Below are 26,558 nucleotides of genomic sequence, written 5' to 3'. Positions count from 1 at the left end.
CTACTTTTCCGGGTTCCGGACTCCCTCGGCGAGTTCCGCACTCAGCGCCCGCAGCCGGGACAGCCCGGTCTCGCGGTCGGGCGCGTCCAGGACACAGCGGATCAGCGCGCTGCCGACGATCACGCCGTCGGCGAATGCCGCCACCTGGGCGGCCTGCTTACCGTTGCCGACGCCCAGGCCGACGCCCACCGGCATGTCGCGGTCGGCGTGGCGCACCCGGTCGACCAGGTCCGGGGCCTGCCGCGACACGGCGGTGCGGGCGCCGGTGACGCCCATCAGCGCGGTGGCGTAGACGAAGCCTCGGCAGTTCGCCACGGTCATCGCGATCCGCTCGTCGGTCGAGGAGGGCGAGACCAGGAACGTACGGTCGATCTTGTGCTCCTCGGACGCGGCGATCCACTCCTCCGCCTCGTCCGGGATCAGGTCGGGCGTGATCATCCCGGTGGCGCCGGTCGCGGCCAGGTCGCGGGCGAACGCGTTGACCCCGTACTTCTCGATGGGGTTCCAGTAGGTCATCAGCACGACCGGAGCGCCGGCGCTCGCGACCGCCTCGATGATCCGCAGCGTGTCGCGGGTGCGCACGCCGGCGGCGAGGGCGATGTCGCTGGCCTTCTGAATGACCGGGCCGTCCATGACCGGGTCGGAGTAGGGCAGCTCGACCTCGATGACGTCGCAGCCGGCCCGGTGCATCGCGATCATCGAGGCGATGCTGTCGTCCACGGTCGGGAACCCGGCCGGCATGCAGCCGACCAGTACCGCTCTCTGCTCCGCGCGCGCCTTGCCGAAAATTTCCGAGATGCTCACTCTTGTTCCCCCGGGACCAGCGTCTCGACCTCGTCGAGAATGCCGAAGTAGGCGCCGGCCGTGTGTACGTCCTTGTCGCCGCGGCCCGAGAGATTGACGACGATCGTAGGCTTGCGACCGATTTCTGCCGTTATTTCGGGAATGATCCGGAGGGCGCCGGCCAGCGCGTGAGCGCTCTCGATCGCCGGGATGATCCCCTCGGTGCGGCAGAGGAGCTGGAACGCGGCCATCGCCTCGGCATCGGTGACCGGCTGGTACTCCGCCCGGCCGGTGTCGTGCAGCCAGGCGTGCTCGGGACCGACGCCCGGGTAGTCCAGGCCGGCCGAGATCGAGTGCGACTCGAGGGTCTGGCCGTCGTCGTCCTGCAGAACGTACGTCCGGGCGCCGTGCAGCACGCCCGACGAACCGCCGGTGATCGACGCCGCGTGCCGTCCGGTCTCCACGCCGTCGCCGCCCGCCTCGAAGCCGTAGAGGCGGACCTCCTCGTCGGGCACGAAGGCGTGGAAGATGCCGATCGCGTTGGAGCCGCCGCCGACACAGGCCGCGACCACATCGGGCAGCCGCCCGATCTGGTCCAGGCACTGAGCGCGCGCCTCCACCCCGATGCCACCCACGAAATCGCGGACGATCTCCGGGAACGGGTGCGGGCCGGCCGCCGTGCCGAGCAGGTAGTGCGTGGAATCCACGCTGGCCACCCAGTCGCGCAGGGCCTCGTTGAGCGCGTCCTTGAGGGTGCGCGAGCCGTTCGTCACCGGGATGACGGTGGCGCCGAGCATGCGCATCCGGGCCACGTTCAGCGCCTGGCGCTGGGTGTCCATCTCGCCCATGTAGACCACGCACTCGAGGTCGAGCAGGGCGGCCGCGGTCGCGCTGGCCACGCCGTGCTGGCCGGCCCCGGTCTCGGCGATCACCCGGGGCTTGCCCATCCGCTTCGCGAGGAGGGCCTGCCCCAGCACGTTGCGCACCTTGTGCGCGCCGGTGTGGTTGAGGTCCTCCCGCTTGAGCAGGATCTCCGCGCCGGCCTTGGCGGACAGCCGCTTGGCCGGGTAGAGCAGGGACGGCACGCCCGCGTAGTTGAGCAGCAGGTCCTGGAACTCCGCCTGGAACTCCGGGTCGGTCTTGGCCGACCGGTAGGCGGCGTCCAGCTCGTCCAGCGCCCGCACGAGCGCCTCGGGGACGAAGCGGCCACCATACCGCCCGAAATGCCCGGATAAGTCGGGGAGAACCGGCGCGGTCATCGGACCGGCCTCGGCGTCGCCGGATGATTGCCCGCGTTCACCAGCTCGGCCACCGCGTCCCGCGGCGACTTCTGGGTCACCAGGCCCTCGCCCACCAGCACCGCGTCGGCACCGGCCGACGCGTACCGGATCAGGTCGTGCGGACCACGCACGCCGGACTCGGCGATCTTCACGACGTTGTTCGGCAGCCCCGGCGCGATCCGCTCGAACACCGAGCGGTCCACCTCGAGCGTCCGCAGGTCGCGGGCGTTGACCCCGATGACCTTCGCGTTCGCCTCGAGTGCCCGGTCGGCCTCCTCCTCGTTGTGGACCTCGACGAGGGCGGTCATGCCCAGCGACTCGATCCGCTCGAGGAGCCCGACCAGAACGTTCTGCTCGAGCGCGGCCACGATCAGCAGAACCAGGTCAGCGCCGTGCGCGCGGGCCTCGTGCACCTGATAGCTGGAGACCACGAAGTCCTTGCGAAGCACCGGGATGCCGACCGACTGCCGCACGGCCGCCAGATCGGCCAGCGATCCGCCGAACCACCGGCCCTCGGTGAGCACGCTGATACAGCGGGCGCCACCCGCCGCGTACTCCCCGGCCAGCTCGGCCGGGTCCGGGATGTCGGCGATCGCGCCCTTGGACGGCGACGAACGCTTCACCTCGGCGATCACGGCAACACCGGGCTTACGCAACGCCGCGTAAGCATCGATGGCCGGTGGTGCCGCCGCGGCGAGCTCTCGAACCTGCTCGAGCGGCGCCTTCTCCTGCCGGGCGGCCACGTCCTCGCGCACGCCGGCGAGGATTTCCTCCAGCACGTTCTGCGGCCCGCCAGTGCCCGCTTCCGCCTGCTGATCGGATGTCACGTAATGACTCCCCTCTCCGGGTGTCCTCCGCCCGATGCTAGGAGGTCGCGGTCATCCACGGCCCCCCGGGGTATGGCGAGCCTCACGAGTGGGGCTGCGGCATAATGCCGCCTGCCCGCGGATCCTGTCACGTCAGTCACAGGGAGCGCAGCGATGACCACGCCCGTGTGCTGGGCTCCCTCATCTGATCGGTGGATACCGCGGCGCGTTGACACCGACGTCACCCAGCAGAAATACGGCTCGTTCATGCTGTGGACAAGGCAGACTGGTTCGCGTCCCCCGATGCGACCAGCGGAGATGATCGACGTGGAGTTGACCGTGGCCGATTCCCAGCAGTCCCCGACCCTCGCCGAGGTGTCCCGGGCCGTCGTCTCGGTGGCGGCCAGCCTGGTGACCAACGTCCAGCGCGCCGTGGTCGGCCCCACCAAGGTCCCCACCGCACGCGACAACGCCTACTTCGCGATGCTGGCCGACCGAGCCCGCAACCAGGCCCGAGACGACCTGACCCGCGAGGTGGCCGCCCTCCTGGCCGCCACCCCTACCCGCACCCGCAAGCTGGCCAGGACCCGCTAGGTCTCAGCGCGCTCCCGGCTTTATCCCGGCGTCCAGGTCGATGTCGGTGAGCAGATCTTGCAGCTCGGCATGCCGAAACTGGTAGATCGCCCCCGCCTGACGTAGAACCTGCCGTTCCAGCGCGGTCTCGAGCAACGTCATGAATCGGACTCGGTCGCCACGCACTGCCCGGAAGAATTCCATCACCGTGAGATCCCGCGGCCGTCCGTCTGTCATGAACAGTCCGACGATCACGCTGGCGACCAACAACGCGACCAGCGCTCGCCACCTTCCGAGATCTTCGATCAGGAACTGAACCAGGAAGGTAAACAGGAGACCGCCGGCCAGCCCACTGATCGAAGCGGTCAGTACTACTCGTTGCCTGGTCGATCGGTATGACCACAACGGGCTGATCGCCTCCGCCGTGCTCAGCGGAGTGATCCACACAGTGAGTAGCTCGGCGAAGAGCACCGCGCCTGCCGTGAGCAGGAACGCGAGTACCCCGACGAAGGAATTCGTCACGGACCCCAACAGGACGCCGAAGGGGACCCCCAGGATCATGCTCAACCTGATCACCGAGGTCCGCTGACTCGGTTCAATCCAGCGCAACGTGAAGGTGCTCGGACCGGCGGAGTCCCAAGTGTTGACGTAACCGCCGACAAATCCGATCAAACTCGCCACGGTCACGGAAATCAGGCTGATCACCACGGTTTCGATGCTTGCCGAGAACGGGTTCACCGAGTTCAACTGAGCCAACAACCCGATCCCGAGCGCGGTTGTCACTGCGCTCAAGGCGCTTATCACCAGACCGACCTGAACGTGCAAGCGTCGCTGGGAACCGGCCAACCAGATGGGGATGATCCACCAGCTGAGGTCACGTTGCCCCTCGAGTCGCTCGGCAATCCAAGTAAGCCACTTCAGGGCATGTGCGTGCTCGACCGGGTCCGGATAGGCCAGAGCCATCAGCCGGGTGAGCAGATGCCGCCGGAGGGCCTCCGGCGTCGGGTGCGCCTCGGCGTCGATCAGTTCGGTGGGTTCAGCCACGGTGTGCGTGTAGGTGTCCCGCGCCAGGCTCAGCGTGAGGGGCGAGTCAAAAGCCTGTGCAGCGACGCCGTCGCGGTGTGCGAGCAGATGGTCGGCCACCTTCGCCCATGCCTCCCGGCGGCGACCGGTCTGCTGATCGAGGAGGAATTCGCATGCGTGCTCGATCCGGACCGGTAGCACATCGACAACCGCGGCGTCCCACAGTCGGTGCAACTCGGACGCCTCCCGAAACTCTTCGGACCGGCTCGTCAGCACCACCCGCATGCCGATGCTGTCCCGGTCAATGGCCGCCAGAGCCCGGCCGCGGACGGTATCGGGCATCTCGTCGAGACCGTCGAGAAACAGCGCCACCCGGCCGACCCGGATCAGAGCGGCTACGACGCCGGGCCCACCGAACGCCGTTGCGGCGAGACCCGGATAGTCGCGGGTCAGGACGGTGGCAGCCCAGTCGAGCAGGGACGTCTCCGGGTCCCAGCTGCCGAGCGTGAGCCACACCGGCACCGGCTCCTCCGACCCGACCGGCCGATTGCCCAGCACATCGATCAGCAGCAGCATCATCGCCGTCGTCTTGCCGGCTCCCGGCCCGCCGAGAAGGACGATCCGCGGCCCGGGCACGGGCATCGATTCGTACAGGTCTTGGCGCAGCCTCGTCACCACACCTTCGGTGAGCAGGTCGGCCGCGCCGAGCTGCACGGGCGGCACCGCCACATCCGCACCCGCCCAGCTCCACCGCACCGTGGCCGGTGACGGTGTGGTGATCCGCCGGTCCTTGGCCAACTGCCGCCAGTGACGGAGCGTTTCGGCAGACAGATAGGCCTCGGCGTCACGCAACTGCTTCTCGGGGAGCGCCACCGCTGCAGTGCCCTTGCCCGGCCAGAAGGCCACCAAGGCCACGATCAAGGCGACGGCGCCCGCGACGCCGCCGATCACATTGGCCCCGCCCACAAGTCCCTCGTCCACGGTGCCGCCGCGGAACATCCAGACCAGAGCGGCCAGACAGGCGGCAGCGGCCACGACGATCAGCGTTCGGCGTCCGGACTTCACAGAGGACAATTCTGCCGATCCGGATCAGCCGTGTCTGTCACCGAGCACGGCGGCTCCGCCAGCCGTTCGGGTGGCAGGCCCTAAGCGGTCGGGTCGTCGCCGCGGTCGAGGGCGTCCCAGGCGGCCCGGTGGTCGGCGGCGGCCGTCGGGCGTTCGGGGGCGGCCGGTTTGCGGTCGTAGCGGGCGGACATGCCGGGCCAGCGGTGGCCCTGGGCGAACGCGGTCAGGCCGCCCAGCAGGATGATCACGCCGCCGGCCGCGCAGGCGATCGGCCAGACCGTGCCGCCGGCGCCCGCCGAGCCCGGGTCCAGGCCGGCCCGGCCGATGATCGCGCCGGCCGTCACGCCCGCGCCGGCCAGGGCCAGCAGCACGCCCAAGGCGCGGCGGACCCAGCCGGCGGTGGCCAGCAGCGCGCCGGTGCCGGCCAGCGCGACCACGGCCAGGCCGGTCACCCACGGTTCCAGATCGGTGCCGGTGCGGGCCTCCCGCAGGTCGGACATCCCGGCCCGCGGGGTCAGCTGGACCGACCAGGTGCGGGTGATCGCGTACAGCGCCAGCGCCGCGCCGGCCAGGGCGGCCAGCAGGGTCAGGACGTACGTCCGGCGGCTGTTCATCGTGCGGCGCGCAGGGTTTCCGCCGAGGCTATGGCGGCCAGCACGGCGGCGGCCTTGTTGCGGGTCTCGGTCTCCTCGGCGGCCGGATCCGAATCGGCCACGATGCCGGCGCCGGCGCCCACGTAGGCGACGCCGTCCTTGAGCAGCGCGGTGCGGATCGCGATCGCCATGTCCATGTCGCCGGCGAAGCCGAAGTAGCCGACCGTGCCACCGTAGAGGCCGCGCCGGGTCGGCTCGAGCTCCTCGATGATCTCCATGGCCCGCACCTTGGGCGCGCCGGAGAGGGTGCCGGCCGGGAACGTCGCGGCCAGCGCGTCGAAGGCGCTCCGGTCGTCGCGCAGCTCGCCGGTGACGGTGGAGACGATGTGCATGACGTGGCTGTACCGCTCGATGCGGGCAAACTCCGGCACCTCGACCGTGCCGGGCTTGCACACCCGGCCCAGGTCGTTGCGGCCCAGGTCGACCAGCATCACGTGCTCGGAACGTTCCTTCGGGTCGGCCAGCAACTCGGCGGCCAGTGCGGCGTCCTGCTCGGGGGTGGCGCCCCGCCAGCGGGTGCCGGCGATCGGGTGCAACAGCGCCCGGCGTACCCCTTGCTCGTCGGCGTTGACCTTGAGGTGCGCCTCCGGTGACGACCCGACGATGTCAAAATCATCAAACCGCAACAGATACATGTACGGGCTGGGGTTGGTCGCCCGCAGCACGCGGTAGACGTCGAGCGGGTTGGCGTCGGTGGGCCGCTCGAACCGCTGCGCCACCACGATCTGGAAGCACTCGCCGGCCCGGATCGCCTCCTTGGCCTCCTCGACCGCCTTCTGATATTCACCCGGGGCGGTGCGGCTGACCGGCTCACCGGCCGGGCGACGCTCCACCGTGGAGATCATCGGCGGGGTGGGGCGGGACAGCGCGGTGGTCATCGCGTCGAGCCGGCCGACCGCGTTGTGGTACGCCGCGAGGCGCTCCGCGTCGCCGGCGGCGTCGGCCATCACCGCGTTGGCCACCAGGATCGCCGAGCCGTCGTAGTGGTCGAGCACCACCAGGTCGGTCGCGAGCATCATGCCCAGCTCGGGCAGGGGCAGGTCGTCGGTGGCGGTGGCCGGCAACCGTTCGAACCGGCGTACCAGGTCATAGCTCAGATAGCCCACCATGCCGCCGGTCAGCGGCGGCAGGCCCTCCGCGACCGGGCCGTCGGCCAGGGCCGCGACCGTCTCGCGCAGCACGGTGACCGGGTCGCCGCCGGTCGGCACGCCGGCCGGCGGCGTGCCCAGCCAGGCGGCCGAACCGTCCCGCTCGACCAGGGTGGCGGCGCTGCGCACGCCGATGAACGAATAGCGGGACCAGGCCGCGCCGGACGGGCCGGCGCCCTGCTCGGCCGACTCGAGCAGGAACGTGCCGGGGCCGCCGGCCAGCTTCGTATAGACACCGACCGGGGTCTCGCCGTCGGCGAGCAGGCGCCGGGTCACCGGGACCACCCGGCGCCGCTGCCGCAGGAATTCCGCCTCGTCGGGCCGGACCGCACCGCTGGTCATCGTTGCTCCACGCCGGTAACCGGCAGCTCGGTGAAAAAACAGGTGTGCTCGCCGGTGTGGCAGGCCGCGCCGACCTGCTCCACGGTGACCAGCAGCGCGTCACCATCGCAGTCCAGGGCGACCGACTTCACGTACTGGTGGTGGCCGGAGGTGGCCCCTTTCACCCAGTACTCCTGGCGGCTGCGCGACCAGTAGGTGGCCCGGCCGGTGGTCAGCGTGCGATGCAGCGCCTCGTCGTCCATCCAGCCGAGCATCAGCACGTCGCCGGTGTCGTGCTCGCGCACGATCGCGGCGACGAGGCCGTCGGGGGTGCGCTTGAGGCGCGTCGCGATTGCCGGATCAAGGTCGGTCTTGGAGGCCACGACACCGATTGTCCACCGCGGGCCGGGAACACCCTGATCGGCCCCGCGACGTGGCCCACGATCCGGGCACAGGGGATGTGCCGGGACGCCGGGGACGGTACCGTCGTCAAGCGCCGCGCCCGGCCCAGGGTGCGGGTGCCCGCCCGCCGGATATGGGTCCGCGCAGCTCACGGGCGCGGGTGGGGCAGCCTCGCGACGGGAGTCTTACACCGATGGAGCCGACGTCCAGCCCCGACAACAACCGGTCATCACGCGGCCTGTCCCGCTTCTGGCCGGTCCATCGGGATGCCGGGGACCCGGCCGACACCGCCGAACAGCCCGAGATCTCGGTAGTCCTTCCGGGTGAACCTCAGATGGTCGCGCTCGGTTCGCGGCGCACCGAGGAGAACGGCGGGCTGTTCACTCCCCCGCCGGCCGGGCCGGTGCACGGCAGCCCGATCGCGCTCGGCCCGGGCCAGCACGGCGGGGTCGCGCCGGCGTCACCGTTCGCGTCGGCCCGCCCGCCCGCGGGTGGCCCGTCGCCGGACAGAGCGAAACCGGACGGACCGAAGCCGGCGTCCACCCCGGGCGGCTCGTTCGGTGGTTCGCTGAGCGGTCCTACCGCGTCGGCCGGCTCCGCATCGGGCGGCCCGGCCGGCAATTCGCTGAGCGGGCCGAGTGCGGATGCGGGCCACCAGCACACCGCGCAGGAGCGCGATCCAGATCACTCCGGCGCGTCGGACACCGGCGAAGACGCAGCTCAGGACGTAGAGTCTCGGCGAGCCAATCCGTGGGACCGGGATACCGGAGCGTTCGGTGGCTTCGGGTTGAGCGGGCGCAACGGCCGGTTCCTGTTCGGCGGGCGCAACACCGGCGACGAGCCACGGCCCGGCCTGAACGGGCACGGTGGCCCGGAACTGAACGGACGGGCGAAGAACCCGGGCGACGAGCCGTCTACTGTGGATGGCCCGGCGCGGGGCGAGCCGGCCGCGAAGACGGATTCGGCTGAAGCAACCGACGAGAACGGGCGTGTTGACATGAACGGACGGGCCGGCGTTCCCGGTTTCACGGCACCCGGCGACTCCGTACCCTCCGTGGACGGTCCCGAGAGCCGCCGCCGCGACCTCGCCGAGACCGCCGAGCCGGCCGCGCCCGAGGGGCGCCGCCAGGCGACCGGCTGGGCGTCCGTGCCGACCTCGACGCACCCGGTGGTCAACCCGACCTCCGGCGCGCCGGTCTCCTCCGCGCCGGTATCCCCCGGCTACCACCCGCCGGCGTACGGCCAGCCGCCGTCCTATGTGCCGGCCCTGCCCGACCCCAACTCCGGCCCGGTCTCCGGGGTGCCCGTCCCGCGCGGGTCCGCCTCGCCGCCGACGCCACTCTCCCCTACTCCGCTGTCCCAGGCCCCGCTGTCCCCGGCGCCACTGTCCCCGGCGGCGAACGCGCCGGTGTCGGCGAGGCCGGCTGCCGAAACCGACAGCCCGCGGCCGACCGTGACCCCGCCGGCGGCAGCCCTGCCGTCCGCCTCGATCGGCATGCCCGCCGCCCCGGCCGTGCCGGCCAGCCCGACCGGCCCCGTCGCCGCGACCGGGCCGGGCACCGCCGGGCCGGCCCCGGCCGGGTCGGAGACCGCCCGGTCAGCCACCGCCGGATCGGACACCGCCCGGCCGGCCACCGCCGGATCGGACACCGCTCGGTCAGCCACCGCTGGGTCAGACACCGCTCGGTCGGCCACCGCTAGGTCGGCCAGCGCCGGGCCGGTCGCCTCGCCGACTGAGAAGCCGGCCGAGAAGAGCGAGCCGGCCGAATTCCTCCAGCCCTCCGCGGCCGAGGCGCTGGCGGCCGTGGTCGCCGTGCGCGCCGCCGAGGACCAGGCCATCCGCCGCCCGTGGGAGGACGACAGCGCTCTCCGCCCGCCGACGCCGCGCCGGTCGGCCAGCCTCGAGGACGTCGAGCCGGTCCGCCGCGGCCGCCGCGCCGCGCCCGACCCCGACGACGAGCGGGAGTCCGCCGCCGAGGACCAGCCGCTGCGCCCCGGCGATGTCGAGGCCGGGCACATCGCCTTCTGGGACGACGACGCCACCCGCCACTTCCGGGCCGCCTGGCACGAGGTGAAGGCGGAGTTCGTCGACGACCCGGAGCGAGCCCTGACCCGCGCGCACGACCTGCTCACCGACGCGGTCAACGAGCTGACCGAGGCGCTGCTGGCCGAGCGCGACGAGCTGGACCCGCTGCGCGGCAACACGAGCCCCGACACCGAGAGCATGCGGATGGCGATGCGTGGCTACCGCGAGTTCCTCGACCGCATCCTCGCCCTCTAGTTAGAGAGCTTTCGCGGCGGCGCCGCCGTCGACCGGGAGTACGGCGCCGTGGATGTTCGCGGCGTCGTCGCCGGCCAGGAAGAGCACGGCCCGGGCGACCTCGTCCGGGGTGTTGGCCCGCCGGGACGGGAAGCGGGCCACCATGTCGGTGATGTGCCTACCCATGCCGGTCACCTTTTCGGTCATGGTCGGGCCGGGTGCGACGGCGTTGACCCGGACGCCCTGCGACGCGTACTCGTCGGCGAACGACATGGTCAGCGAGTGGATGGCGGCCTTGGTGACGCTGTAAAGGGCGGAGTGCGCCGTCCCGCCGAGGCCGTTGACCGAACCCATGTTGACGATGGCGCCGCCGCCGCGCGCGGCCATCGCCGGGGCGATCGCGCCGGTCAGCAGGAACGCCGCCTTGACGTTGGTGGCGAGGGCCCGGTCGATCAGCTCCTCCGGCACCTCCGCGGTCGGCGCCGGGGTGATCAGCATCGCGGCGTTGTTGACCAGGATGTCGAGCGGCCCGGCCACCTCGGCCAGGGCCCGCACGGCGGGGCCGCCCTCGGCCAGGTCCGCCCGGACGAAGGTGGCGCTGCCGCCGCGCTCGGCGATGCCGGCCACCACCTTCTCGCCGCGCGCGGTGTCCCGCCCGCTCACCACCACGTGGGCGCCCGCTTCGGCGAGCGTGCGGGCGATGGCGGCACCGATGCCGTCGGTGGAACCGGTGACCAGGGCCGTCCGGCCGGCCAGCGATGTGCTCATGATTTTCTCCGTTCGTGGATCCCGCGGCCCACGATGCGTCGCTAAAATTGGACCCGCAAGTCCAGAAGCCGGAGGACACCATCATGACCGTCCTGACCCGCAAGGGCGAGGAGACCCGCAGGCGCATCGTCACCGGCGCGGCCGCCGAGATCCGCGAGCGCGGCGCCGCCGCCACCCGCCTGGAGGACGTGATGGCCCGCACGAGCACCAGTAAGAGCCAGCTGTTCCACTACTTCCCCGGCGGCAAGGAGGAGCTGCTGCTCGCGGTGGCCCGGCACGAGGCCGACCAGGTCCTGGCCGACCAGCAGCCGATGCTGGGCGAGCTGACCTCGTGGCCGGCCTGGCAGGCGTGGCGCGACAGCGTGGTGCGGCGCTACCTGGCGCAGGGCCCGGAGTGCCCGCTGAACTCGCTGCTCGGCCAGATGAGCGGCCGCTCCCCCGGCGCCCGGGCGGTCACCACCGAGCTGATCCGCCAGTGGCAGCAGGCCCTGATCACCGGCATCCGGCACATGCAGTCGATCGGCGAGATCGCCCCGACGGTCGACGCCGACCGCACCGCGGCCGCCCTGATCGCCGGCATCCAGGGCGGCGTCATCGTCTTCCTGAGCACCGGCCGGATCACCCATCTCGAGGCCGCCCTGGATGTGGCGATCGAGAACCTGCGGGCCTGAGCCGCCCGCTTCGGCGGGCGACCGCCCATCCGGGCCGCCGGTGGCTCGCGACGGCCCGGACCGGACGCTTGGCCGGCCGCTGAAATCCGGGACTTTTGTACGCCGTACATCTTGGGTCTTCTGCTCTTGAAGTAATTCATCTAGCGTTGAACTCATCGCCTGATGAAATCGGAGACTGTGATGATCGAAGTGCGCGATCTCGTCGTCGAGCGGGGGCGGCGGCGGGTGTTGCACGGGATCAGCTGTGTGGTGCCGGCCGGGAGCGTGACCGGGCTGCTCGGGCCCAGCGGGAGTGGGAAGACCACGCTGATCCGGGCCGTGGTGGGGGTGCAGATCGTCCGGTCCGGGAGCGTCACCGTGCTCGGGAAGCCCGCCGGCAGTGCGGCACTGCGGCGCAGCGTCGGTTATGTGACGCAGGCGCCCAGCGTCTACGCGGATCTGTCGGTGCGGGAGAACGCTCGGTACTTCGCCGCGCTGTACGGCCTCGGGGCGACCGAGGCCGATCAGGCCGTCGCCGACGTCGGATTGAAGGACGCGGCCGGGCAGCTCGTCGGGAACCTCTCCGGCGGCCAGCGCAGCCGGGCCTCGCTCGCCTGCGCGATGATCGGGAAGCCGCAGCTGCTGGTGCTCGACGAGCCGACCGTGGGGCAGGACCCGGTGCTGCGGGCCGAGCTGTGGGGGCGTTTTCACGCGCTCGCCGCGGCGGGGACGACGCTGCTGGTGTCCAGCCATGTGATGGACGAGGCCGGGCGGTGCGATCGGCTGCTGCTCATCCGGGACGGGCTGATCATCGGCGACGACACGCCGGCCGCCATCCGGGCCGACGCGGGGACCGACGACCTCGAGGAGGCCTTCCTGCGGCTGATCCGGTCGCAGCAGGGGGCGGCGGCGTGATCGCGCTGGCCACCACCGGGCGGATTCTGCGGCAGCTGCGGCACGACCGGCGGACGGTGGCGTTGCTGCTGGTGGTCCCGGCGCTGCTGCTGACCCTGCTCTATTTCATGTACGAGGACACGCCGCACACGTTCGACCGGATCGCCCTCATCATGCTGGGGATCTTCCCGTTCACCATCATGTTCCTGGTGACCAGCATCGCGATGTTGCGCGAGCGGACCAGCGGCACGCTCGAACGACTGCTCACCACGCCCCTGCGGAAGACCGACCTGCTGTTCGGGTACGGCCTGGCGTTCTCGCTGGCCGCGGTGGTGCAGGGGGCGGTCGCGACCGGGGTCGCCTACGGGCTGCTCGGGCTGGACACCTCGGCGAGCGCGGGCCTGATCCTGCTGATCGCGGTGGTCGACGCCGTGCTGGGGGTGGCGATCGGGCTGCTGTGCAGCGCCTTCGCCCGCACCGAGTTCCAGGCCGTACAGTTCCTGCCGGTGGTGGTCGTGCCGCAGATCCTGCTGTGCGGACTGTTCGTGCCGCGGTCGCAGATGGCCGGGTGGCTTCAGGCGATCAGCGACGTGCTGCCGCTCACCTACGCGGTGGACGCCCTGGGTTCGGCCGGTGCCACGATGTGGCGGGACGTGACCATCGTGGCCGGGGCGGCCGTGGTGGCGCTGATTCTGGCCGCCGCGACACTGCGGCGGCGCACACCCTAGGGAGCGTTTGTTGGTGAAGCGGAGCGGGCGGCGACCGGGCAATCAGGACACCCGGACGTCCATCCTGGAGGTCGCCCGCCGGACGTTCGCCGAGAAGGGCTTCGACAAGGCGTCGATCCGGGCGATCGCGGGCGACGCCGGAGTCGACCCGGCCCTCGTGCATCACTACTTCGGCACCAAGGAAAAGCTCTTCCTCGAGGTCATGAACGCGCCGATCAACCCGGGCGAGCTGATTCCGCAGGCGCTCGCCGGGCCGCGCGAGGAGGCCGGCATCCGCCTGATCCGGATGGCGCTGAGCGTGTGGGATTCCCCGGCCGGCACCGCCGCGCTGGCCATGTTCCGCTCGGCGTTGAGCAACGAGTGGACGGCCCGGCTGCTGCGCGAGTTCGTGGTCACCCAGATCCTGCGGCGGGCGGTGCGAGAGCTGATCGTCGACCCGGAGGAGGCTCCACTGCGATCGGCGCTGGTCGCGACGCAGATCGCAGGGCTCATGGTGGTCCGTTATGTCCTACGGCTCGAACCGGTTGCCAGCGCCGACCCGGAGCTGCTGGCCACCATGATCGGGCCGAACATTCAGCGGTTCCTGGACGAACCCCTGGATTAGTGCCCGCAGCGGTGGCAGAGCACCGGGTGCAGCAGGTGGGCCAGGTCATGCCGGTCGGTGACCGGGCGCGGGAAACCGAGCCGGGCCAGCTTGTCGTCGAGCCGCACCATGAAGCCGTAGCGGTCCAGCCGGACCACCTGGGGCTCGTTCTTCGGCTGGAACGTCGAGCCGAGCTGGCGGCGCACGTAGGCGCCCATCTCGTCGAGGTGGTGGTCGGCGAGATCGGCGATCAGGTCGAACTCGATCTGCCGCAGCGGGTCGGGGGTGGCCTCGACGAAGTCGTCGGGGTCGATGTCGACCAGCTTCTCGTTGCGCTCGTAGCGCACCTCGGCGATGTCCATCCGGTGCATCACCTTGCTGTCGCCGACGTCGAGCAGATCGCCGGTGGCGTCGATGTCGGCGTAGTCGAGCACGGCCTGCTTGAGTTCGTCGCCCTCGATGCGGGTGACCCAGCCGGAGACCCAGACCCGGCCGAGGGCGGGCGAGCCGGCCATCGGCGGGACGTCGGTGATGTCGAGCACCATGGCCGTGTCGTCGGTGCCGGGCTGCGGTCGCGTCGCGACGGCGAACGCGCCGTCGGCGGGCGAAAGCAGCAGCACACGGCCGTGCAAGTCGGTCACGTGCCGAACCGGGAGCGGCCCGGGGCGGCAGGCGATGTGCGCGACGGCGGGCAGGTGCCCGGCGGCGAGCGTCCTCGCTACCTCGGCGTGGCTGGGCTGCATGGTGTGTACCTCCGGGAACCGGTTAGGCTGACCTTAGTAAGGTGAGGCTAACCGTAACACCGGCCTCGAGCGCAAGTGACTCCGGAGACTTCATGAACAACTCACGGCCCAAGGCCAAACTGTCCCGTGCCCTCGGCATCCCGCTGACGCCCAAGTGCGTGAAGTACTTCGAGAAGCGGCCGTTCCCGCCGGGCGTGCACGGCCGGTCACGGCGCAAGGCCTCGGACTACCAGGTGCGACTGCTGGAGAAGCAGCGGCTGCGCCACCAGTACAACATCAGCGAGGCCCAGATGCGCCGGGCGTACGACGACGCGCACCGCGCCGAGGGCAAGACCGGCGAGACCATGGTGACGCTGCTCGAGCGCCGCCTCGACGCCATCGTGGTCCGGTCCGGCATGGCCCGCACCATCTACCAGGCCCGCCAGCTCGTCGTGCACGGTCACTTCACGGTCGACGGCCAGAAGGTGGACCGGCCGGCCTACCGGCTCAAGCCGGGTCAGGTCGTGCAGGTGAAGGAGAAGAGCCGGCAGAAGCCGCCGTTCCAGATCGCGGCGGCCGGCGCGCACCTGGACGGGCCGACCGCGCCGTACCTCTCGACAGCTCTGGAGGATCTGCGCACCACGGTGATCCGGCTCCCGGAGCGCAAGGAGATCCCGGTGCTCTGCGACGAGCAGCTCGTCGTCGAGTTCTACGCGCGCTGATTGCTTTGTGGGGGGCCGACGGCCCCCCACAAGAAGTCACAGCTGGGCCAGCGAACCCGCGTACATCTTGTCGATCTCGGCGGCGAAGTTCGTCTCCACACTGCGCCGCTTGATCTTCATGGACGGGGTGATCTCGCCGGCCTCGATGCTCAGGTCGCGCGGGAGAATGGCGAACTTCTTCACCGTCTCCCACTTGTTGAGCTTGCCGTTCAGCTCCTCGACGTAGTCGGCGACGAGCTTCTCGGTCTCGGGGGCCGCGACGATCTCCGCGTAGCTCTTGCCGTCGAGCGGGCCACCGGCCGCCCAGGACACGATCGCCTCCTCGTCGAGCGAGATCAGCATCGTGACGAAGTTGCGGGCCTGGCCGACCACGACCGCCTGCGACGTGTACGGGCAGACGGCCTTGAACATGCCCTCGATCGCCGACGGCGCGATGTACTTCCCGCCGGACGTCTTGACCAGGTCCTTCTTGCGGTCGGTGATGCGCAGGTAGCCGTCGCCGTCGAGCTCGCCGATGTCACCGGTGCGCAGGAAGCCGTCCTCGGTGAAGGCCTCGGCGGTGTCCTTGGGCAGGTCGTGGTAACCCCGCATCACCGGCGCGCCGCGCAGCAGGATCTCGCCGTCCGCGTCGATCTTGCACTCCAGGTCGCCGAGCGGCTGCCCGACTGTACCGATCTTGAGCTTGCCGGCCCGGTTCACGAAGTTGGCGGCGCTGCTCTCGGTCATGCCGTACCCCTCCATGATCGGAAGGTTGGCGGCCGCGAAGAACTCGGCGATGTCCCGGCTCAGCGGCGCCGAGCCACTGACCAGCACCCGCAGCCGGCCGCCGAGCCGCTCCTGCAGCTTCGAGAAGACCAGCCGCTCGGCCACGCCGTACTTCAGCTTGAGGCCGCCGGGAACCGGCTTGCCGGCCTGCTCGAGGGCGACCTTCTCCTTGCCGACGCCGACCGCCCAGCTGAAGATCTTGGCCTTGGCCCCGCCGCCGCCCAGCGCGGTGGTGACGGTCTTGTTGTAGACCTTCTCGAAGATGCGGGGAGCCGCGCACATCAGCGTCGGCTTGACCACCGCGAGCATGTCGACCAGCTTGTCGACGCGGCCGTCGACGTAGGTCGGCACGCCCACGTGGATGATGCCGCAGAGCAGCGTCTTGCCGAACGAGTGGGACAGCGGCAGCCACAGGTACTGCAGGTCGGTGGACTCGAACAGGCCGAGGTCCTCCTGCGCGACACCCTCCCAGGTCCAGCCGCTGTGCAGCAGCTGCACGCCCTTGGGCCGGCCGGTGGTGCCGGAGGTGTAGATCAGGGTGGCCAGGTGGTCGGGGCCGATGCTCTCGACGACCTCGTCGATCAGTTTCGGGTTGTCGCGCAGCGCGGCCGCCCCGCGCTCCTCCAGCTCGCCCAAGGTGAGCTGGGGCGGGGTGGCACCGGCGTCGGCCTGGCCGTCGATCAGCACGACGTGGGTGACGCTGGTGCCGGCCCCGGAGATCTTGAGGGCCTGCCTCGGGGTCTCCGCGATCAGCACCTTGGAACCCGAGTTGGCCACGATGTAGCTCGCGTCCTCGGGCTCGGTGGTCGGATAGACCGTGGTGGTGGCGGCGCCGGCGCAGTTGATGCCGAGGTCGGCCAGGACCCACTCGTAACTCGTGCCGGCCAGGATGGCGACCCGGTCCTCCAGGCCAACACCCAGGGTGCGCAGGCCGGCGGCGATGCGGGTGGCCCGCTCGCCGACGTCGGACCAGGTGTGCCAGACCATGCCGGCGTCGTCGGCGGTGGGCGTCGCGAAGGCCCGGCCGTTCGGGGTCGCCGCGACGCGCTTGAAGAACATGTCGGGGATCGAGCGGTAGGGAACATCGAGAGCCATATCGGGCGCCGCCTTATAACCGAGGACGGGGGAATATTGCGTACTAGTTACCGCAGGGTATTGAAAGTGCGGCTGGAGGGCTAGTACCGACGAGTCTATCGACCGCCGGGCCGGTACCGTCCGGAAGAATGAGCGTGCTTGTCATTGGTGGCACCGGAATCGACACCGTCGTCCCGGTTGCCGGGCTTCCGGTGCTCGGCGCCGACTCGGCCCGGCCCACCGGCCTGATCCACGACGACGTGTCGCACACCGGCACGTGCGTGGCGCTCGCGCTGCACGCGCTGGGCGTACCGGTCGCGGTGGCCGACGCGATCGGCGCCGACGACGCCGGGCGGCGGGTCTCCGAGGCCTTCGCCGAGTGGGGAATTCCGCTGCACACGGCGATCTCGCCGGGCGGCACCCGCCGAGCGGTCAACCTGATGAGCCCGGACGGTCGCCGCCTCTCCATCTACGACGGTCGCAACGTGCCCGGCTACCGGCTGCCCGCCGATCTCTATTTGCCGCTTTTGTCGGCAGCGTCGCACGTGCACCTGACGATCACCGATTTCGCCCGGCACCTTTTGCCCGATTTGCGGCGAGCCGGCGTCACCGTCTCCACGGACCTCCACGACTGGAACGGGACCGATCCCCACCACCTCGACTTCGCGCTCGGTGCCGACCTCGTCTTCGTCAGCGCGGTGCAACTGGCCGCGGGAGCGGCCGAGCGCATCCTGGCCGACGGCGTGGCGTCGCGGGTGCTGGTCACCGACGGCGCGAAGGGCGCCACCCTGCACACCCGGGACGGCTCGGTGCATCAGCCGGCCGCCGACCCGGGCGCGCCGATCGCCGACACGAACGGCGCCGGCGACGCCTTCGCCGCCGCCTTCCTGGCGGCCCGGCTGGCCGGCGCCGGCGACGAGGACTGCCTGCGGGAGGCGGTCATCGCCGGGGCGTACGCGTGTACGCGCCCGGTCGGTGCCGACTGCTTCATCGATCGGGCCGAGCTGGCCAGACGGCGCTGACCTGGTCGATCGGTTTCATGTCGCGGATGCCCGCGGCCAGGCTCGCGGTCAGCGCCGACATGGTCACCGCCACCGCGAACATCAGCAGCGCCGCCCGGCTCCCCCAGCTGGTGACGACCACACCGGCCAGCAGCGGCGCGGTGGCCGACGCCGACATCGCGGAAAGGAAGATGACGCTGAGGACCCGGCCCTGCAGGTGGTCGGGGGTGATCGCGGCCTGGTAGCCGAAGAGGGCCGCGTTGCAGGCTGGCCCGATGAAGATGGCCAGCGCGAGCGGAACCGCGGCGGCGACGCTCGAGGTCAGCCAGGCGCTGACCACCAGCACCCCGGCCGAGGCCCAGCAGATCGAGCGGATCAGGTGAGGGAACGGCAGCCGGCGCAGCAGCCGCGGCGCGAACAGCGCGCCGGCCAGGCCGCCGGCTCCGACGATGGTCTCGGTCAAGCCGATCACGCCGGGCCGTACGTCGTGCCGCTGGAGGGTCACGATGATGGTGAAGACGGCGCCGTTGAGCGCGAAGTTCAGCGGCGCCGCGATCACCAGCACGGCCCGCAGGAACGGGTTGGTGAAGACGAAGCGCAGGCCCTCGGCCAGCGCGGCGGCATGCCCGGGCGGATCCCGGTCGCGGGCCGCCTGCAGCGGACGGCGGATCAGCCCCACGCCGAGCAGCGAGAACAGGTAGGACACCGCGTTGCCGACGAACGGCAGTGCGGGCGCGACGCCGAACAGCAGGCCACCCACGGGCGGCCCGGCCAGCGAGGCGCCGTAGGCGCGGGCCTCGTTGCGGGCCACCGCGGCGGGCAACTGGACGGGCGCGACGATGCTGCGCAGGGACGCGTACTCGACGGTGCTGAACAGGGCGGTGCCGATGGCGTCGAGCACGGCCACCACGATGATGACGGCGAGGCTGACCCGGCCGGTCGCGATCGTGGCGGCCAGGGTCACGCAGGCCAGCAGCCGGACGCTGTCGCAGGCCAGCAGGGCCCGGCGGCGGTCGACCCGGTCGGCCAGGACACCGGCGGGCAGCCGGGCGGCGAGCTTGGCGACCAGGGCCGCGGTGCCGACCACCCCGGCCTGCACGGCGGAACCGGTCATCTCCAGCACCAGCAGCGGCACCGCGAGCTGCGCGACCGCACCACCGAGGTCGGAGAGCGTCTGACTCGTCCACAGAAGATTGAACTCACGGTTGCGCCATAGTGTGCTCACCGCTCAACCCCGCTCGGTAACACCTCGGTCACCTAGCGCAAGGTATGTACCGCGAGCAATTCTCGCAACCGGGGAGTCGGTCGACGGCCGTCTTCGAGCTCGTGACCCGTCAGCGCGACGGCCGCCGCTCCGCATGATCAAAAGCGTAGGTGGCGCTGCCCGGTCGGGCCGCATACCGGTTACCCCATACCAGAATGGTGGGGTGGATCTGGTTCTCGAGGTGAGCGGCGGCGGCGAGAAGGCGGTGCTCGTCTACCGGGCGCTGCGCGCGGCCATCGTGGACGGCCGGCTGCCGGCCGGGCACCGGCTGCCGCCGACCCGGGCGCTCGCCACCGACCTCGGCGTTTCCCGGGGCAGCGCGGCGGCCGCCTACGAACGCCTGACCGCCGAGGGCTACCTGGTCGCGCGGGTGGGTTCGGGCACGTACGTGGCCGAGGTCCCGGCATCCCGCGGTCCGCGGCGCACCCCGGCCGATCCGCTCCGCCCGCGGCCGGGCCGGCCGAGCGCACCCCGGCCGACCGGCGACGGGCAGCCGGCGCCGCGCTACGACTTCCGCACCGGTATCCCGGACGCGACGCTGTTCCCGTTCGACACCTGGCGGCGCCTGGTGGCCGCGGAGATCCGGCTCGGTGCGAACAGCCCCGGCACCTACCCGGCACCGGCCGGGCATCCGGCGCTGCGCGCGGCGATCGCCCGCTACCTGGGCGTCTCCCGGTCGCTGCGGGTGGACGCGGCCGACATCGTGATCACCAACGGCACCCAGCACGCCCTCGACCTGATCGCCCGGGTGCTGCTGCGGCCGGGCGACGTGGTGGCGGTGGAGGAGCCGGGCTATCCGCCGGCCCGGATGCTGTTCGAGGCCATCGGCTGCCGAGTGACCGGGGTGCCGGTCGACGAGGACGGCCTGGTGGTCGCCGCACTGCCGGCCGGCTGCCGGCTGGTGTACACGACCCCGTCGCACCAGTTCCCGCTCGGCCGCCCGATGAGCCTCACCCGCCGCCGCGAGCTGCTGGATTGGGCGCGCGGCCGGTCGGCCGCGATCGTCGAGGACGACTACGACAGCGAGTTCCGCTACTCGGCGCGCCCGCTCGAACCGCTCTACAGCCTCGACACGGCCGGCCGCGTGCTCTACGCCGGCACCTTCTCCAAGAGCATGCTGCCGTCGATCCGGACCGGGTTCGTGCTGGTGCCACCGGGCCTGCGGGACGCCCTGGCCGCCGCCCGCCAGCTGGGCGACGGCTACGGCTCGCCGCCGATCCAGGCCGCCCTGGCCCGGTTCATCGACGACGGCCAGCTGGCCCGGCACGTGCGCCGGGCCGGCAAGCAGTACGCCCGCCGGCACGCCACCATCGTCGCCGCGCTGGCCACGATGCCCGGCCTGGAGGTGTTGCCGTCGGCGGCCGGCCTGCACGTGACCGCACTGCTGCGGGGCGGGTCGGCGGCCCCCGTGGTCGCCGCGGCCGCCACGGCCGGCCTGGTCGTCGAGGACCTGGCCGGTTACGCCACCTCGCAGGCCGGGTTCGTGTTCGGGTTCGGCGCCGCCGACTCCGCGCTGATCGACGAGGGCCTGGCGCTCTTCGCCGGCCTGCTGGCCCGCCACGCCTGGTAACCGATCGCGCCGGCCGCCACCACCAGGCTCAGCAGCGCGGGCAGACCGGTGAGCACGAGCAGCACGATCACCGCCAGGAACGCGACCGCCGCCCACCCCCGGGCCGCGCCGCGGGGCAGCAACCGCAGGGCGGCCGCCGTACCGAGCACGTAGACCAGCGTGAAGCAGCCGGTGACCAGCAGCATCGAGGTGTGCAGCGCGATCGGCAGCAGGACCGACACCAGGCTGCCGGCCAGCACGAAGGTCAGCGACCCCCGCTCGGTGCCGAACACCCGGGCCGGCAGGGCACCGTCGCGGGCCAGCGCCGTGCCGAGCCGGGACGCCCCGGCGAAGTAGGCGTTCATCGCGCCGACGGTCAGTAGCACTGCCACCACCGCGGTGACGATCCGGACCGGCCCGCCCACCCCCACGGCGAGCAGGTCGGCCAGCGGTGCCTGGCTGTCCCCGAGCGCCGGTCCGAGCACCAGCACGCTGGTCACGGCCACCGCGAGGTAGAGCGCACCAACGACGGCCACCGCCACCGCGGTCGCCCGGGGCACGTCCCGGCGCGGGTTGCGGTAGTCCGGTGACAGCGACGAGACCGCCTCCCAGCCGGCGAACCCCCAGACCAGCACGGCCGCCGCGGCACCGACACCGGCCCACCCGTGCGGCGCGAACGGGGTCAGGTTGCCGAGGTCGGCGTGCGGCAGCGCGGTCACCACGGTGATCAGCAGCAGCACGGCCAGGACGCCGGTCAGCACCAGTTGCACCCGGCCGGAGATCCGCAGCCCGAACCAGTTCATGGCGTAGACCGCGCCGACCGAGCCGAGGAATGTGACGAGCACGGTGGCCTGCCCGCCCCCGGCGACGTCGGCCACGTAACCGCCGGCGAACGCGGCCGCGGCGGGCGCGCCGAGCGGCACCGCGAAGTAGAAGCACCAGCCGACGGCCGCGGCCGCGCGCGGGCCGAACGCCAGCCGCACGTAGGTGGAGACCCCGCCGCTGTCCGGATGCCGGGCGCCGAGCGCCGCGAACGTCCACGCCAGCGGGGCCGACAGCAGGATCAGCGCGGCCCAGGCGACCAGCGAGGCCGGTCCGGCGACGCCGGCCGCGAGGGCGGGCATCGAGATCACCCCGGTGCCGAGCACGGCACCGACGCTGAGCGCGGTCCCCTGCGCCACGGAAAGCTTCATGCCGGAAACGTACGGCGTGATTGGCTCGCCGTTTGGGCCAATTCGGTCGCAGTCACTTGGTCCAATCAGAGGCCCAGGTGAGCCCTCTCGATGGCCTCGGCGGGCCCGTCGATCTCCACTCGGGCGGCCTGTTGCCGACCGGACAGGAACAGGGCCAGTTCGCCGGCCGGGCCGCGGAGGGTGACCTGGGGGTTCTCGCCCACGGTGAACTCGCCGAGCCCGCCGGACTCGATCACCCGGGCCGGGATCTTGACGCGACGCAGGGCGATTTTCCCGGCAAAACGCGCGTTGCGCCACAACGTCGCGGCGTGTTTCGCGCCCAGGGCACGCGGCTCCCAGCCGTCGCCGCCGCGGCGCACGTCCTCGTGGTGGATGAAGAACTCGGCGGCGTTGGCCAGCTCGTCGGTCAGCGGATTGCTCACCGGGCTCCACCAGGGCGGGTTGCGCACCTGCTCGACGATCCGCTCGAACGGCTCGGCCGCCTTGGCCAGCCGGATGCGCTCGGTCCGGCCGCTCAGCGGCGGCACCAGCATCCCGAGGGCCGAGTCGGGCCGGCGCTCCCGCACCACCAGGTGCGCGGCGAGGTCACGGGTGGTCCAGCCGGCACACAGCGTCGGCTCGTCCGGGCCGAGTCGCAGCAACAGGTCGGCGAGTTGATGACGCTCGCTCTTCGCAAAGGCAGTCACGAACGTGATCGTAGACACATCGTCACATGTGTAAACGATCGCGCCCGTTCGGCAGGATGGGTTGGTAAGGCCGGTAACCCCGGCTAACCCTTACCAGTCAGGTAGGAAATGAGCCACAGCAGGGCCAGCCGCGACGTGCTGGGACGGGGACTGCGGGTGCTCGGGCAGGCGATCCGGACCGAGCCGCGACTGTTCACGATCGGGGTGGTCGGCAGCAGTCTGTTCGGCCTGCTGATCATCGCGAACTCGTACGTCGTGGGCGCCGTCATCGGCGATGTCGTGGTGCCCGCCTTCGCCGACCATCGTGCCACCACCGGCTCGCTCGCGCTGGTCGCCGCCGCCTTCCTCGGCATCAGCGCGCTGCGGGTCGCCGGGGTCTTCGGCCGCCGGCTCGGCGCCGGCTACATGCAGTTCCGGCTCCAGGCCCGCTACCGCCGCGCGGTGACCCGCCGCTACCTGTCGCTGCCGCCGTCCTGGCACCAGAAGCACGCCACCGGCACCCTGCTGTCCAACGCGAACTCGGACGTCGAGGCCGCGTTCGTGCCGATCGCGCCACTGCCGTTCGCGGTCGGCACGATCGTCATGGTGTTCGCGGCGGTGCTGGTGCTGTTCCTCACCGACTGGGTGCTGGCCCTGGTCGGCGTGGCGCTGTTCCCCACCCTGTTCGGTCTCAACGTCATCTACTCCCGGTACATGTCGCCCCGGCAGATCCGGGCCCAGCAGATGCGGGCCCGGGTCAGCGCGGTGGCGCACGAGAGCTTCGACGGCGCGCTCGTGGTCAAGACGATGGGCCGCGAGGAGGACGAGTCGCAGCGGTTCGGCGTCATCGTGTCGGAGCTGCGTGACGCGCTCATCTCGGTGGGCCGGCTGCGCGGCCTGTTCGACCCGGTGATGGACAGCCTGCCCAGCGTCGGCACCCTGGCCGTGCTGCTGCTCGGTGCCTGGCGCCTGCAGAACGGCGCGATCAGCGTCGCCGAGCTGGTCACGGTGTCGTTCCTGTTCACCGTGCTGGCTTTCCCGGTGCGGGCGATCGGCTGGGTCGTCGCCGAGCTGCCCCGCAGCGTGGCCGGCTGGGAACGCGTGCAGGCCGTTCTGTCGGCTACCGGCGATCTGCACTACGGCGACCGTGATCTTGGCAGCGGCGGCCCGGCGGCGCTGGCCTTCGAGCACGTCGGCTTCCGCTACGACGACGGCCCGCTCGTTCTGCACGACGTCTCCTTCGAGGTGCCGGCCGGCAAGACCGTCGCCCTGGTCGGGCCGACCGGCTCGGGCAAATCGACCATCGCCTCCCTCGCGATCCGGCTGGTCGACCCGGCCGACGGCACCATCACGATCGACGGCGTCGAGTCACGCGACCTGACCGAGGCCGCGCTGGCCCGGACCGCCGCCGTCGTCCCGCAGATCCCGTTCGTCTTCGACGACACCGTGCGCGGCAACGTCACCCTCGACCGGGACGGCCTGACCGACGCCGACGCCTGGTCGGCGCTGCGCCTGGCCCAGGCCGAAGGCTTCGTCGAGAAACTGCCCGACGGCCTGGACACCGCGGTCGGCGAGCGCGGCACCTCGCTCTCCGGCGGCCAGCGCCAGCGCATCACCCTGGCCCGCGCCCTGGCCGGCCGTCCCCGCCTGCTGGTCCTGGACGACGCCACCAGCGCCGTCGACCCGCGCGTCGAGGCCGACATCCTGGCCGCGCTGCGCTCCGGCGACGCCGGCGCGTCGATCCTGGTGGTCGCCTACCGCCGGGCCACGATCGCGCTCGCCGACCAGGTCGTCTACCTGGAGCAGGGCAAGGTGGTGGCCACCGGCACGCACGCCGAGTTGCTCGCCACCAACCAGGGCTACGCCGACCTGGTGACGGCGTACGAAAAATCGGAGCGGGTGGAAGCATGAGTGACGGAACGCTCGCCACCGTCCGCCGGGGCATCGCCCTCTCCCCCGAGCTGCGCCCCGGCCTGGCCGGCACCATCGCGCTCGCCCTCGTGCAGATGGGCGGCCGGGTCGCCGTCCCGATCGCCGTGCAACAGGGCATCGACCACGGCATCCGCGGCGCCGACGGCCCCGACCTGGGCTTCGTCGTCGAGGTCGTGGCGTTCACCTTCGTCGCCCTGGTGATCTCCACGATCGCCGGTTACCTGATGACCCGGCGGCTGTTCACCGTCTCCGAGACCGCGCTCGGCGCCCTGCGCTCGCGCACGTTCCGGCACATCCACGACCTGTCGATGCTGCACCAGCAGTCCGAGCGGCGCGGCTCGATGGTGTCCCGGGTGACCAGCGACGTCGACCAGATCTCCCAGTTCCTCCAGTTCGGTGGCGTGCAACTGCTGCTCTCGGCCGGTCAGCTGCTGGTGTCGACGCTGGTCATGTTCATCTACTCGTGGCAGCTCACCCTCGTCGTACTCCTCGCCTTCGGCCCTTCGGTCGTCATCATCCGGCTCTTCCAGAAACGGCTCGGCGCCGTTTACCGCTCGGTCCGCGAGCGGACCGGCGTCATGCTGGGCGCGGTCGCCGAAAGCGTCGTCGGGGCCATGGTCATCCGGGCGTACGGCGTGGGCGGCCGCACCGAGCAGCGCCTGGACACCTCGATCGAACGCCTGCGGGTAGCCCAGCAACGAGCCCTGCGTACCAGCGTGACCAGCTTCTCGTCCGGTGAGATCGGGGCCGGTCTGGCGCTGGCCGCGGTGGTCGTGATCGGCACCCTGCTGGGCGTCGGCGGCGGGCTGAGCGTGGGTGAGCTGACGGCGTTCCTGTTCCTGGTCACCCTGTTCATCCAGCCGGTCCAGATCGCCACCGACATGCTCAACGAGGCGCAGAACGCGGTGGCCGGCTGGCGGCGGGTGCTGGACGTGCTCGATCTGGACCCGGACGTCGCCGACCCCGACGACGAGGGCGTCGACCTGCCGCCGGGCCCGCTGTCGGTGCGGTTCGGCGACGTCTCGTTCCGCTACCCGGGCGGTCCGATCGTCCTGGCCGACGTCGATCTCGACCTCGCCGCCCGGCGGAAGTACGCGGTGGTCGGCGAGACCGGCAGCGGCAAAACCACGTTCGCGAAGCTGCTGACCCGGCTCATGGATCCGGCGTCCGGCGAGGTCCTGCTCTCCGGCACGCCGCTGACCTCGGTGCGGTTCTCGTCGCTGCGCTCGCGGGTGGTGATGGTCCCGCAGGACGGCTTCCTCTTCGACGCCACCGTCGCGGAGAACATCCGGTTCGCCGCGCCGGCGCTGACCGACGCCGACCTCCGGGCGGCCTTCACCGAACTCGGCCTGGCCGACTGGGCCGACGGCCTGCCGGCCGGCCTGGACACCCCGGTGGGCGAGCGCGGCGAGGCGCTCAGCGTGGGCGAGCGACAGCTGGTTGCTCTCGTACGCGCCTACGTCGCCGATCCTGACCTGCTCGTGCTGGACGAGGCGACCAGCGCCGTCGACCCGGCCACCGAGGTCCGGTTGCAGCGGGCCCTGGACACCGTGACCCGGGGCCGCACCACGGTGGCGATCGCGCACCGTCTCTCCACCGCCCAGTCCGCCGACGAGGTGATCGTGGTGGACGCCGGCCGGGTGGTGCAGCGTGGCCCGCACGCGGCGCTGGTGGCCGAGGAGGGTTCGATCTACGCCAAGCTCTACGCCTCGTGGCTGGAGCAGACCCGCTGAG

The 26,558-nt window shown here is 71.6% G+C and carries 24 protein-coding genes; 11 read left to right on the top strand and 13 right to left on the bottom strand.

Annotation, left to right across the window (positions count from 1 at the left end; all coding sequences use genetic code 11):
• Genes trpA through trpC form a run of 3 tightly spaced genes read right to left on the bottom strand, consistent with a single transcriptional unit; the run spans nucleotide 1 to nucleotide 2,842 of the window.
• The gene (trpA, locus tag Ato02nite_RS40905) at nucleotides 1-804 is read right to left on the bottom strand and encodes a tryptophan synthase subunit alpha (RefSeq protein ID WP_213012081.1); all 804 of its coding nucleotides are present in this window, start codon (nucleotides 802-804) and stop codon (nucleotides 1-3) included.
• On the bottom strand, nucleotides 801-2,042 hold the full coding sequence (gene trpB, locus Ato02nite_RS40900; protein ID WP_213012080.1) for a tryptophan synthase subunit beta: 1,242 nt from the start codon (nucleotides 2,040-2,042) through the stop codon (nucleotides 801-803). Before trpB ends, trpA begins: the two co-directional genes overlap by 4 nt.
• Nucleotides 2,039-2,842, bottom strand: coding sequence for an indole-3-glycerol phosphate synthase TrpC (gene trpC / locus Ato02nite_RS40895; RefSeq protein WP_213012141.1), 804 nt, complete (start codon nucleotides 2,840-2,842; stop codon nucleotides 2,039-2,041). The genes trpB and trpC overlap by 4 nt, the downstream gene beginning before the upstream one ends.
• 330 nt (nucleotides 2,843-3,172) lie before the next feature.
• Between trpC and Ato02nite_RS40890 the strand changes: the two genes are divergently transcribed.
• Complete coding sequence (locus Ato02nite_RS40890) at nucleotides 3,173-3,463, top strand: hypothetical protein (protein ID WP_246608014.1); 291 nt, start codon at nucleotides 3,173-3,175, stop codon at nucleotides 3,461-3,463.
• Nucleotides 3,464-3,466: 3 nt separating this feature from the next.
• On the opposite strand, the gene Ato02nite_RS40885 is transcribed toward Ato02nite_RS40890, so the two are convergent.
• The 4 genes from Ato02nite_RS40885 to hisI all read right to left on the bottom strand — a co-directional run bounded on the left by Ato02nite_RS40885 (nucleotide 3,467) and on the right by hisI (nucleotide 8,035).
• Nucleotides 3,467-5,530, bottom strand: a complete 2,064-nt coding sequence (locus Ato02nite_RS40885; protein WP_213012079.1) for an NACHT domain-containing protein — start codon at nucleotides 5,528-5,530, stop codon at nucleotides 3,467-3,469.
• Nucleotides 5,531-5,610: 80 nt separating this feature from the next.
• Nucleotides 5,611-6,144: a Trp biosynthesis-associated membrane protein gene (locus Ato02nite_RS40880; protein ID WP_213012078.1), complete on the bottom strand. Its 534-nt coding sequence runs from the start codon at nucleotides 6,142-6,144 to the stop codon at nucleotides 5,611-5,613.
• Nucleotides 6,141-7,673 (bottom strand): anthranilate synthase component I, encoded by a 1,533-nt coding sequence (locus Ato02nite_RS40875; RefSeq protein ID WP_213012077.1) that lies wholly within the window; start codon nucleotides 7,671-7,673, stop codon nucleotides 6,141-6,143. The genes Ato02nite_RS40880 and Ato02nite_RS40875 overlap by 4 nt, the downstream gene beginning before the upstream one ends.
• Nucleotides 7,670-8,035, bottom strand: coding sequence for a phosphoribosyl-AMP cyclohydrolase (hisI, locus tag Ato02nite_RS40870; RefSeq protein ID WP_246608013.1), 366 nt, complete (start codon nucleotides 8,033-8,035; stop codon nucleotides 7,670-7,672). The genes Ato02nite_RS40875 and hisI overlap by 4 nt, the downstream gene beginning before the upstream one ends.
• A gap of 212 nt (nucleotides 8,036-8,247) precedes the next feature.
• Here hisI and Ato02nite_RS40865 point away from each other — a divergent pair, with 212 nt between their 5' ends.
• Nucleotides 8,248-10,335: a hypothetical protein gene (locus Ato02nite_RS40865; protein WP_213012076.1), complete on the top strand. Its 2,088-nt coding sequence runs from the start codon at nucleotides 8,248-8,250 to the stop codon at nucleotides 10,333-10,335.
• Here the strand turns inward: Ato02nite_RS40865 and Ato02nite_RS40860 are convergent, their stop codons facing one another.
• Nucleotides 10,336-11,082: an SDR family NAD(P)-dependent oxidoreductase gene (locus Ato02nite_RS40860; protein WP_213012075.1), complete on the bottom strand. Its 747-nt coding sequence runs from the start codon at nucleotides 11,080-11,082 to the stop codon at nucleotides 10,336-10,338.
• A gap of 83 nt (nucleotides 11,083-11,165) precedes the next feature.
• Here Ato02nite_RS40860 and Ato02nite_RS40855 point away from each other — a divergent pair, with 83 nt between their 5' ends.
• From Ato02nite_RS40855 to Ato02nite_RS40840, 4 genes are all read left to right on the top strand, one after another.
• Complete coding sequence (locus Ato02nite_RS40855) at nucleotides 11,166-11,753, top strand: TetR/AcrR family transcriptional regulator (RefSeq protein WP_246608012.1); 588 nt, start codon at nucleotides 11,166-11,168, stop codon at nucleotides 11,751-11,753.
• A 180-nt stretch (nucleotides 11,754-11,933) separates the two neighbouring features.
• Nucleotides 11,934-12,647, top strand: a complete 714-nt coding sequence (locus Ato02nite_RS40850) for an ABC transporter ATP-binding protein (protein ID WP_213012074.1) — start codon at nucleotides 11,934-11,936, stop codon at nucleotides 12,645-12,647.
• A complete protein-coding gene (locus Ato02nite_RS40845; RefSeq protein WP_213012073.1) occupies nucleotides 12,644-13,354 on the top strand; it encodes an ABC transporter permease in 711 nt (236 codons plus the stop codon). Before Ato02nite_RS40850 ends, Ato02nite_RS40845 begins: the two co-directional genes overlap by 4 nt.
• Before the next feature lie 10 nt (nucleotides 13,355-13,364).
• On the top strand, nucleotides 13,365-13,958 hold the full coding sequence (locus Ato02nite_RS40840; protein WP_213012072.1) for a TetR/AcrR family transcriptional regulator: 594 nt from the start codon (nucleotides 13,365-13,367) through the stop codon (nucleotides 13,956-13,958).
• Here Ato02nite_RS40840 and Ato02nite_RS40835 read toward each other — a convergent pair.
• Complete coding sequence (locus Ato02nite_RS40835; protein ID WP_213012071.1) at nucleotides 13,955-14,680, bottom strand: DUF2470 domain-containing protein; 726 nt, start codon at nucleotides 14,678-14,680, stop codon at nucleotides 13,955-13,957. The genes Ato02nite_RS40840 and Ato02nite_RS40835 overlap by 4 nt on opposite strands.
• A 92-nt stretch (nucleotides 14,681-14,772) precedes the next feature.
• On the opposite strand from Ato02nite_RS40835, the gene rpsD reads away from it, so the two are divergent.
• Nucleotides 14,773-15,381, top strand: a complete 609-nt coding sequence (gene rpsD, locus Ato02nite_RS40830; protein ID WP_213012070.1) for a 30S ribosomal protein S4 — start codon at nucleotides 14,773-14,775, stop codon at nucleotides 15,379-15,381.
• A gap of 36 nt (nucleotides 15,382-15,417) precedes the next feature.
• Here the strand turns inward: rpsD and Ato02nite_RS40825 are convergent, their stop codons facing one another.
• Nucleotides 15,418-17,241 (bottom strand): AMP-dependent synthetase/ligase, encoded by a 1,824-nt coding sequence (locus Ato02nite_RS40825; protein WP_213012069.1) that lies wholly within the window; start codon nucleotides 17,239-17,241, stop codon nucleotides 15,418-15,420.
• A gap of 128 nt (nucleotides 17,242-17,369) precedes the next feature.
• On the opposite strand from Ato02nite_RS40825, the gene Ato02nite_RS40820 reads away from it, so the two are divergent.
• Complete coding sequence (locus tag Ato02nite_RS40820; RefSeq protein WP_213012068.1) at nucleotides 17,370-18,242, top strand: carbohydrate kinase family protein; 873 nt, start codon at nucleotides 17,370-17,372, stop codon at nucleotides 18,240-18,242.
• Here the strand turns inward: Ato02nite_RS40820 and Ato02nite_RS40815 are convergent.
• A complete protein-coding gene (locus tag Ato02nite_RS40815) occupies nucleotides 18,208-19,446 on the bottom strand; it encodes an MFS transporter (RefSeq protein ID WP_213012067.1) in 1,239 nt (412 codons plus the stop codon). The two genes, Ato02nite_RS40820 and Ato02nite_RS40815, sit on opposite strands and share 35 nt — an antisense overlap.
• Nucleotides 19,447-19,648: 202 nt before the next feature.
• Here Ato02nite_RS40815 and pdxR point away from each other — a divergent pair, with 202 nt between their 5' ends.
• Entirely contained in the window at nucleotides 19,649-21,055 is a 1,407-nt protein-coding gene (pdxR, locus tag Ato02nite_RS40810; protein WP_213012066.1) for a MocR-like pyridoxine biosynthesis transcription factor PdxR, read from the top strand.
• Here pdxR and Ato02nite_RS40805 read toward each other — a convergent pair.
• Nucleotides 20,944-22,227 carry an APC family permease gene (locus Ato02nite_RS40805; RefSeq protein ID WP_213012065.1) on the bottom strand — a complete coding sequence of 428 codons (1,284 nt, stop codon included), beginning with the start codon at nucleotides 22,225-22,227 and terminating at the stop codon, nucleotides 20,944-20,946. The genes pdxR and Ato02nite_RS40805 overlap by 112 nt on opposite strands.
• A 65-nt stretch (nucleotides 22,228-22,292) precedes the next feature.
• Nucleotides 22,293-22,913 carry a TIGR03085 family metal-binding protein gene (locus Ato02nite_RS40800; protein WP_213012064.1) on the bottom strand — a complete coding sequence of 207 codons (621 nt, stop codon included), beginning with the start codon at nucleotides 22,911-22,913 and terminating at the stop codon, nucleotides 22,293-22,295.
• A 108-nt stretch (nucleotides 22,914-23,021) separates the two neighbouring features.
• On the opposite strand from Ato02nite_RS40800, the gene Ato02nite_RS40795 reads away from it, so the two are divergent.
• Nucleotides 23,022-24,803 (top strand): ABC transporter ATP-binding protein, encoded by a 1,782-nt coding sequence (locus tag Ato02nite_RS40795; RefSeq protein ID WP_213012063.1) that lies wholly within the window; start codon nucleotides 23,022-23,024, stop codon nucleotides 24,801-24,803.
• Nucleotides 24,800-26,557, top strand: coding sequence for an ABC transporter ATP-binding protein (locus Ato02nite_RS40790; protein WP_213012062.1), 1,758 nt, complete (start codon nucleotides 24,800-24,802; stop codon nucleotides 26,555-26,557). The genes Ato02nite_RS40795 and Ato02nite_RS40790 overlap by 4 nt, the downstream gene beginning before the upstream one ends.
• The last annotated feature ends 1 nt before the right edge of the window (nucleotide 26,558 follow it).

This window comes from Paractinoplanes toevensis (genome assembly GCF_018332695.1).
GTDB lineage: Bacteria > Actinomycetota > Actinomycetes > Mycobacteriales > Micromonosporaceae > Actinoplanes > Actinoplanes toevensis.
This window is presented reverse-complemented; position numbering and strand designations above follow the sequence as displayed.